The sequence below is a fragment of the Paraburkholderia sp. UYCP14C genome (assembly GCF_004197395.1).
In the GTDB taxonomy this organism is placed as follows: Bacteria; Pseudomonadota; Gammaproteobacteria; order Burkholderiales; family Burkholderiaceae; genus Paraburkholderia.
On record NZ_SELS01000017.1, the window covers coordinates 155,254 to 163,033 of the forward strand.

6 protein-coding genes are annotated in these 7,780 nt (G+C 58.5%); all 6 read left to right on the forward strand.

The window, feature by feature from the left end; genetic code table 11:
* Nucleotides 1–13 precede the first annotated feature (13 nt).
* The 6 genes from metC (at nt 14) to EVC45_RS18070 (ending at nt 7,164) form a co-directional block, all read left to right on the forward strand.
* Entirely contained in the window at nt 14–1,207 is a 1,194-nt protein-coding gene (gene metC, locus EVC45_RS18045; RefSeq protein WP_129959293.1) for a cystathionine beta-lyase, read from the forward strand.
* Between the two features lie 16 nt (nt 1,208–1,223).
* Nucleotides 1,224–2,036 (forward strand): transporter substrate-binding domain-containing protein, encoded by an 813-nt coding sequence (locus tag EVC45_RS18050; protein WP_373683030.1) that lies wholly within the window; start codon nt 1,224–1,226, stop codon nt 2,034–2,036.
* A 73-nt stretch (nt 2,037–2,109) separates the two neighbouring features.
* The gene (locus EVC45_RS18055; RefSeq protein WP_129959294.1) at nt 2,110–2,769 is read left to right on the forward strand and encodes an amino acid ABC transporter permease; all 660 of its coding nucleotides are present in this window, start codon (nt 2,110–2,112) and stop codon (nt 2,767–2,769) included.
* A 40-nt stretch (nt 2,770–2,809) separates the two neighbouring features.
* Nucleotides 2,810–3,538 carry an amino acid ABC transporter ATP-binding protein gene (locus EVC45_RS18060; RefSeq protein ID WP_129959295.1) on the forward strand — a complete coding sequence of 243 codons (729 nt, stop codon included), beginning with the start codon at nt 2,810–2,812 and terminating at the stop codon, nt 3,536–3,538.
* Nucleotides 3,539–3,876: 338 nt separating this feature from the next.
* A complete protein-coding gene (locus EVC45_RS18065; RefSeq protein WP_129959296.1) occupies nt 3,877–4,872 on the forward strand; it encodes a LirA/MavJ family T4SS effector in 996 nt (331 codons plus the stop codon).
* Between the two features lie 1,131 nt (nt 4,873–6,003).
* Complete coding sequence (locus EVC45_RS18070; protein WP_129959297.1) at nt 6,004–7,164, forward strand: hypothetical protein; 1,161 nt, start codon at nt 6,004–6,006, stop codon at nt 7,162–7,164.
* Nucleotides 7,165–7,780 lie beyond the last annotated feature (616 nt).

Below are 7,780 nucleotides of genomic sequence, written 5' to 3' on the forward strand. Positions count from 1 at the left end.
CCAATGGACAAACATGCACTCAGAAACATTTTTGCTTCACGGGGTTTACGATCCGGACACATTTGGCGGAGTGGTGAATCCGCCGGTCTACCGGGCATCGACGATCGTCTTCCGCAATATGGAGGACATGGAGGCGCGAGCGAAGGCGATGTCGACGCCTGAGGGCCAGGAACTGTGGTATGGCCGCAAAGGCACGCCGACGACATTTGCTTTGCAGGAGATGCTGGCCCGGCTGGAAGGCGGACACCGTTCGTTGCTGGTCTCGTCGGGTCTCGCGGCCTGCACGAGCGCAATCATGGCGTTCGTCAAGACAGGCGACCACATCTTGATCTGCGATAGCGTGTACGGCCCGACGCGACACTTTGCCGATACGGTTCTCAAGCGCTGCGGCGTCGCGGTGACCTATTACGATCCGACGATCGGGCCCGGTATTGGCGAATTGTTCAGGCCCAATACAACGGTAGTGTTCCTGGAGTCGCCCGGTTCGCAGTCGTTCGAAGTACAGGATGTCCCGGGGATCTGCGCGCAAGCCCGCAGACGGGGCGCGAAGGTCGTGATGGACAACACGTGGGCGACGCCGCTGTTCTTCAAACCATTCGAGCATGGTGTCGACGTCTCGGTGCATGCGGCCACGAAGTACATCGTTGGCCATTCGGACGCAACGATGGGCGTGATCACGGCGAACAAGGCGGCGTGGGGCTCGGTGCGCGAGTATGTGTTCGCAGCGGGACTTCATGCGGGTGCGGATGACGTCTATCTCGCTCAACGCGGCCTTCGTACGATGGCCGTTCGTCTCGAGCGGCATTTCCGTCATGGCGTGAGTATCGCGAAGTGGCTAGCCGATCGCCCGGAGGTGGAGCGCGTGCTGCATCCCGCGCTACCGGGAACGCCGGGGCACGAGATCTGGAAGCGCGACTACACGGGCGCATCCGGCCTTTTCAGCGTCGTCCTGAAGCCGATCTTCGGTCGCGAGGCGTTCCGGTCATTCATCGACAGCCTGCAACTGTTCGGGCTCGGCTTCTCCTGGGGTGGATACGAGAGCCTCGTGATGCCGTTCGATCCCAGCCACGAGCGGCCCGGCAGTCACTGGCCCTATGAGGGTTTCGCCTTCCGGCTGCACATAGGACTGGAAGCGAAAGAGGATTTGATTGAAGACCTGGAGACGGCATTTCGCGTTCTCCATTTGCAAGTAGAGCAAGCACTTTAAAATCAAGGAGACGACAATGAGGATGATGAACACGGTTGGTGTGTTGGTGCGTGGTGCGGTCATCGCGACTGCGTTCAGTTTTGTGAGCGCGAGCGCTCACGCCCAGGATCTGCTCGAAACCGTCAAATCGAGCGGCGTGCTGCGCGTCGGTCTGGAAGGAACCTATCCGCCATTCGATTACAAGAATTCCGCGGGAGAACTCGAAGGCTTTGATGTGGACGTTGCGAAGGCCGTTGCGTCCAGGCTTGGCGTCAAACCGCAATTCGTTCCGACCGAGTGGAGCGGCATTCTTGCCGGGCTGCAGGCCGGCAAGTTCGACGTGATCGTCAACCAGGTCACCATCACGGCGCAGCGCAAGCAGGCGCTCGATTTCAGCCAGCCCTATACCTTTTCGGCCGCGCAACTGATCCAGCGGGTCGACGACAAGCGCCAGTTCAACTCGCTGAGCGAGTTCAGTGGCGATAAGAAGCTCGGTGTGACGCTCGGTACGAACTATGACCAGATGGCTCGTGCCATTTCAGGCATCAACGTACAGACCTACCCTGGCGCCCCGGAGAAGCTGCGCGATCTGTCGGCAGGACGAATCGACGCGACGCTCGACGATCGACTGATGCTGCCGTACATCATCAAGAATTCGAAACTTCCGCTGCGGGCCGGCGATGTGGTGAAGGGTGCCGAGCAGGAAATGGGTATTCCGTTCCGCAAGGGCAACCCCGAGTTCGAGAAGGCGATCAACGACGCATTGAACGCGATGAAGCAGGACGGTACGCTGAAACAGATCTCAATGCACTGGTTCGGCTCTGATGTGACACAGCCCGTCACCCAGTAAGCGTTCAACATCTTCATATTTCGTGGCGCCCTGGTTGCAGCCAGGGCGACGCGTCCGCGCCGTGGACCATCTCATGACACCAATCGACCTTGTTATTCAAGCGCTACCCGTCCTTCTTCTCGGGGCAACGGTGACCCTGAAGTTTGCGCTGGCCTCGGCGGTGCTCGGCCTGTTTGTCGGCCTCATCGTTGCGATCATGGGGATCAGTGGCCAGCCCTTCATCACGGGCATCGCACGCGCTTACGTCAGCCTCATGCGGGGCACGCCGCTGCTCGTGCAAATTTTCGTCGTCTATTACGGATTGCCCGATCTCGGTATTTCGCTCGATCCGACAAGCGCCGGCATTCTCGCGTTGACGGCCAATGCCGGCGCGTATCTATCGGAAAGCATGCGTGGCGCGATTCTCGGAGTCGGCCGGGGCCAGTGGAGCGCGGCACATAGCCTGGGCCTCACCAACCTGCAGACCCTGCGGTATGTCATTTGCCCCCAAGCCTTGAGAATGGCCGTGCCGAGCCTTGGCAATACCCTGATCAGCCTGATCAAGGATACGTCGCTGGTGTCCGTGATCACGGTGACCGAAATGCTGCGTGCTGCACAGGAAGTGATTGCGTCCACGTTCCAGCCGTTACCTCTGTATCTGGCTGCAGCTGCGATCTACTGGCTTCTCAGCACCGCGATGTCGTGGATGCAACGTCACATCGAAGTACGACTCGCTCAGGCCCACGTGCGCTAACGAAACCGTAGCGGCGTTAGAAGATTCAAAGGATAGCCAGATGATTGAACTGAAAGATGTGTCGAAGTGGTATGGAGCGTTTCAGGTTCTAACCGCCTGCTCGACCGAAGTGACCAAGGGCGAAGTTGTCGTCGTATGCGGCCCGTCCGGGTCCGGCAAATCGACGCTCATCAAAACCGTAAATGGCCTCGAACCGTTCCAGCGTGGTGAGATTGTCGTAGGTGGTCAATCTGTTGGGGACAAGCAAACAAACCTCTCGAAACTCCGCTCGAGAGTCGGGATGGTGTTCCAGCATTTCGAGCTGTTTCCGCATCTGTCCATAACGCAAAACGTGACGCTTGCCCAGATCAAGGTGCTCGGCCGCAATCGTGACACCGCAACCGAAAAAGGCATGGCGCTACTCGACCGGGTTGGTCTTCGGGCCCATGCAGACAAATATCCCGGGCAGCTGTCAGGTGGCCAGCAGCAACGTGTGGCGATTGCGCGGGCGCTATCGATGGATCCCATCGCCATGCTGTTCGATGAGCCAACGTCCGCGCTCGACCCTGAGATGATCAACGAGGTCCTCGATGTGATGGTCGAACTCGCCCAGGAAGGAATGACGATGATGTGTGTCACGCACGAGATGGGCTTCGCGAAGAAAGTCGCGCACCGCGTGCTCTTCATGGACAAGGGTCTCATAGTCGAGGATGCCTGCAAAGACGCCTTCTTTGAGGATCCGCAATCTGAGCGCGCAAAGGAGTTTCTGATGCGCGTGCTACCTCATTGACCGGATTTCTCCAGCGTCGCTCAATGATCCTCAAGCCTCCCGCCCCGGCGTCGCCCGCCAACGCGCCGAGGCTGGTCGCACGTTCGTGTTCCGCCTGTCCGGGGCGTTACAGTCATCCAGCCACGCGTCTGAAGGAGCAGAGTTCGGCCATAGCCCCTACAGCTGTTTGGCGCGCCACGCCTTGCCGTACGGATCGACAGGTGACGCCGCATGCACCGCATGTATAGCTAGTCTATAAAGCACAATATTCTGACTGACTTGCAACGCCGATCGTATGACCTAAGCTTGACCCATGGACTGTAGTCGCGGCCGGGCTGACCCATTCGGGGGCAAAAAAAATGGCAGAGATCACGCTTGAGGAAGAGGGCGAAGTCGGGAAGTTCCTCCAGACAACTTTCAACGTAGACCGCGACACAGCGTTGAAGTACGCCAAGATTGCAGCGTACTTGTCCAGCGAGTATTTCGAAAAGGGGCTCGCCGTCGTGGATGTGTGGTTAGAGAAAATCTATTCGGCCGCCATGGACGAGCGCGCCTTCGGCGTGCTCCCCAGCGATGAAAGCTCCAACGTCACAAAGAAGACTTTCAACGTGACAAGTCGATTGCTCAACGCCGCCGCCAATTCACTGGGATGGAGCACGGGCGGCAATCTGGTGATGTCCGGCTTCACGCATCCGCCAGATTTCGCCAGGATCGTTCAGCGCAAGTTGATGTGGAAGGACATGGTTGCAAGTGGTCATGGGGAATTCACCCACATCATCCAGTGGCTGGTTATCTATACGTTTATGTACAACGAGGCGCCGGAACTTTACAGCAAAGCCTGTAACTACTTTTACGAAGGCGAGAGCTTCAACAACAAACGAAAAGCGTATATATGGGATTTCGTCGTGGACTGTTTTCCCACGCCGCCTGACTCCGACTGGCACACCGAATGCAGATCGAAGACCGCCAGAAGCCCCACCATGGCCAACGCTTTCATCTTCGCGAAGGCCAAATTTCTTGGGGGGATTCTCCAGGAGCGATACAAGCGCAAACAGTACGTCGTCCCGTCCGACAGTAGACCTGTCTACACCGCAACCACAAAGCACTCGCACGCCCAGCATCTCAAGCAATATGCAAATTCACCGATCGCTCTCGAAGCCGACGATCCGCGCAGTGGGAGAGAGATCTTCGAAGCGGCGAAGGGTTACAAAGGGCTGATTACGACAGGCTATCCCAGGCCCGGCACGCAGGACAAAGTGCTACGCACGGGGTATCTGTTTGCCCGCAGTGACCAGGCGCTCAAGCAGGGATCAACGTTGACGAATATCGCCCAACGCATCCCGCTACTACTATGACCAGCCTGAGTACTTCTTGTCGCATCAAACTTGAAGCATGGCCACGATCGTTTGGACGAGTCCTTTTGAAATGCACACTATTCGTCGCGTCGATATTCGATCTTCCCGAAGCCGCCATTCGCTGGGACCCGCTCTGGTTCCAGCCCGAACGACTTCCTCGGCCGAATTGTGTGCGTAGCAGGTCCGTCAGGTTCCGGATGTAAAGCAGCCAATCCAATGGCAAGTCCCCCGCATTCCCGAACGGTAGCTGGTGGCCGGTTCCAGTCGAACCGGTTGTCAACGCAGCGTCGACTCGGTTGGCGACGTCTACCGAGCGACACAGAGGCTTAACCGGGCGGTTAGGCCAGTCGCTACTTTGTCACACAGTCGCACAACTGCGGCGCCAGTCGCAATTACTCTGGCGCCCTACGCCAGTCGCGCATACTCTGGCGCCCTACGGCGAAGAAGACATAGGGCACCAGCGTAAGTGCAACGGTGAAGCCTGAAAATCAACAAACTAACGTGCAGTCGCGCCAAAGGTGGCCGGGCGGCCGCGTCAGAGATCGTGCGACTGGTCTACTTGCGCGCCAAGGTTGCAGCACTTCGCTGGATGCGATTGGCCGTAGTCGAGCGGCCTGGATGATGTTCATGATCCGCTGCGGCACCCTGCCGCCGCTGACGGCGGTCATTGCAGCACGATCCATCTCAACGGCTACCGGGAGGTCTTGATTACCAGCATGTTCATTTCGATTCTCCAAGGGTAAATTAGTCAGTCAGGCGTGTCAGAGCTTGTATTGAGGGTGTCGCCACTCCCAGACGAGGATCGAGGCAAAGTGCGTGCCAAACGGTGGCGCCGCGATAAGCCATCACGCAACCCATTGAACATTTTGGTATTTTTAATGGCGGCCCGTGTGAATTGGTAGACAGACGTGCGCGCAACGGCCGATGGGTCGGACCCATCTCTCCGGCTGGCGCTGTCGGTTGGATCGCGACACATGCGCTCGCCTACGTATCCCGTCTTTGTAGATGTCAGCGAGGCTTGGAACCCGATCGAAGCCTCCAACGCGAACAGGATTGCCCGTTCGCTTATGCATGCGATGAGCGTTCGGTTTGCATGCAACACGCACTCTCTCTATCGGAGGTACAACGGCCATGATCACTTACTACGAGCTGGGCGGCGGCAAACGGCTCTGCGACATCGTCTTCGCTGGCAGCCACGACGCGGGCATCACGAGCGGCAACGCCAACGTCCAGACCCAGAACCTCGACATCTTTGCGCAGGCACAGGCCGGTGTGCGCCTATTCGACCTGCGGATCGCGGCAACCAAGAGTTCGACTATGTCTTCCTCGCCCGTGATGCTGAAGGCCTTCCATGCCGACCCGAAGGTGATGCGCCAGAAGGAGAAGAAGGACAAGATCATCTTCGACCTGGCCGGGAGAAAGGCCGACGTCACGACGACCAAGCTGCCGCTGGAAGGCGGGTTCGGCATGCGGCTCGTGAACATGCTGGAACAGGCGAAGGAGTTCGTCAAATACAACACCAGCGAATTCCTGCTCCTGAAGTTCGACAAATGCACGAACTGGACCATCATCGCCGAGATCTGCGTGAGGGAGCTCGGCGGCGCTCTCTTTACGGGCACGGGCAGCCTCAACGAGAAGACGCTCGACCAACTGATGAAGCACGTCGTCGTGCTCTTCACCGAGAAGGGCATCGACGAAGTCGGCGGCCAGTGCTACATTTCGTCGACCGGGATCTGGGGTTGCAAGCGTCTTGCGGACGGCACCGGCTACAACAGCGGCTACGACGGCCTGCAATACGTCGGCAAGGGCGGCACGGACGCGTTCAATGGCGACAGCGACATGGGCAAGATCGCGTCCAACATCGAGACGCAAGGTAAGCTGATGCGGATCGGCGCCCGCAACTCCGACCCCGAGGTGATGGGGATGATGTACTGGACGACTACCGGCCTGAAGCGGAGCATCCGTGAGCGCAACGCGACCATGTGGGGGCCGGATAACCGTCCGACCCTGCTCACAGAGCTGTGGATGGACGGCTTCGGCGAGGCGATCGAATCGCGGCTGCCGACCTACATCGCGTCGACCGACTACGCGAACGGTATCGCGCTGAAGGTCTTCATGCCCAACATCGTCATGATCGATTTCGCCGATATCGACAAGGGCAAGTTCATCTTCGAATTGAATACGAAGGCGAGCACGGAGCTCACTCAGACCGCACGCAAGATTGACCAGGCGCACCAACTGGCGCAGGGGCAGGGCGGCGTCCGGCGCAAGCAGCGGCCCGCTCTGTACTGAGTTCCTCCAGCAGATTTGGGCTCGAACCAGCACACCTCTTTGCCGCTTCCAGAGATGTCACGTTCCTCATCTTTTTGTCGGACCGTCACGGATTGCGAATGCTGCCGCTTCAGTACGATTGGCGGAATTGGTCTGGGCCAGAATGGCCCGAATGTGGTGGCACCGTGTTCGGACTCAGGAAGAGCCGCAGTCGCACAAGCTAGGCTCCGTCGCCCAGTCGCAATACTGTGGCGCCGATCGCACTTACTCGGCGCCCTGCGGAAGACGTAGGGCGCCAGAGTAATCGCAACGGTCCACGCTGAAAATCAACGACTTGCGTGCAGTCGCTTGACAGGTGCCCGGGCGGTTGCGTCAGAGTTCGTGCGACTCGCCTACTTTCGCGCCAAATTTGTAGCATTTCACTCAACGCGATTGGCCGTAGCCGACCCATCGCAGACGGTCGGATCGTCGCCGTTCCAACGACAGGTATCAAAGTGGAACGGCCATCGCGAGCCTTCATCTTTGGGCTCGTCTTCGGCCTTATGGAAAGCTTTGCATAAGGCCGATTATGCAAAGTCGTCGATTATGGATAGCAATGGTTTTGGCAGCGGGGACAGTCCGATGGGCACAGGGTGTG

Bases quoted from the DNA above. Each gene is read 5' to 3' on its own strand.
- EVC45_RS18050 (WP_373683030.1), top strand. From the start codon at position 1,224: ATGAGGATGATGAACACGGTTGGTGTGTTGGTGCGTGGTGCGGTCATC.
- EVC45_RS18060 (WP_129959295.1), top strand. From the start codon at position 2,810: ATGATTGAACTGAAAGATGTGTCGAAGTGGTATGGAGCGTTTCAGGTT.
- EVC45_RS18065 (WP_129959296.1), top strand. From the start codon at position 3,877: ATGGCAGAGATCACGCTTGAGGAAGAGGGCGAAGTCGGGAAGTTCCTC.
- EVC45_RS18055 (WP_129959294.1), top strand. From the start codon at position 2,110: ATGACACCAATCGACCTTGTTATTCAAGCGCTACCCGTCCTTCTTCTC.
- metC (WP_129959293.1), top strand. From the start codon at position 14: ATGCACTCAGAAACATTTTTGCTTCACGGGGTTTACGATCCGGACACA.
- EVC45_RS18070 (WP_129959297.1), top strand. From the start codon at position 6,004: ATGATCACTTACTACGAGCTGGGCGGCGGCAAACGGCTCTGCGACATC.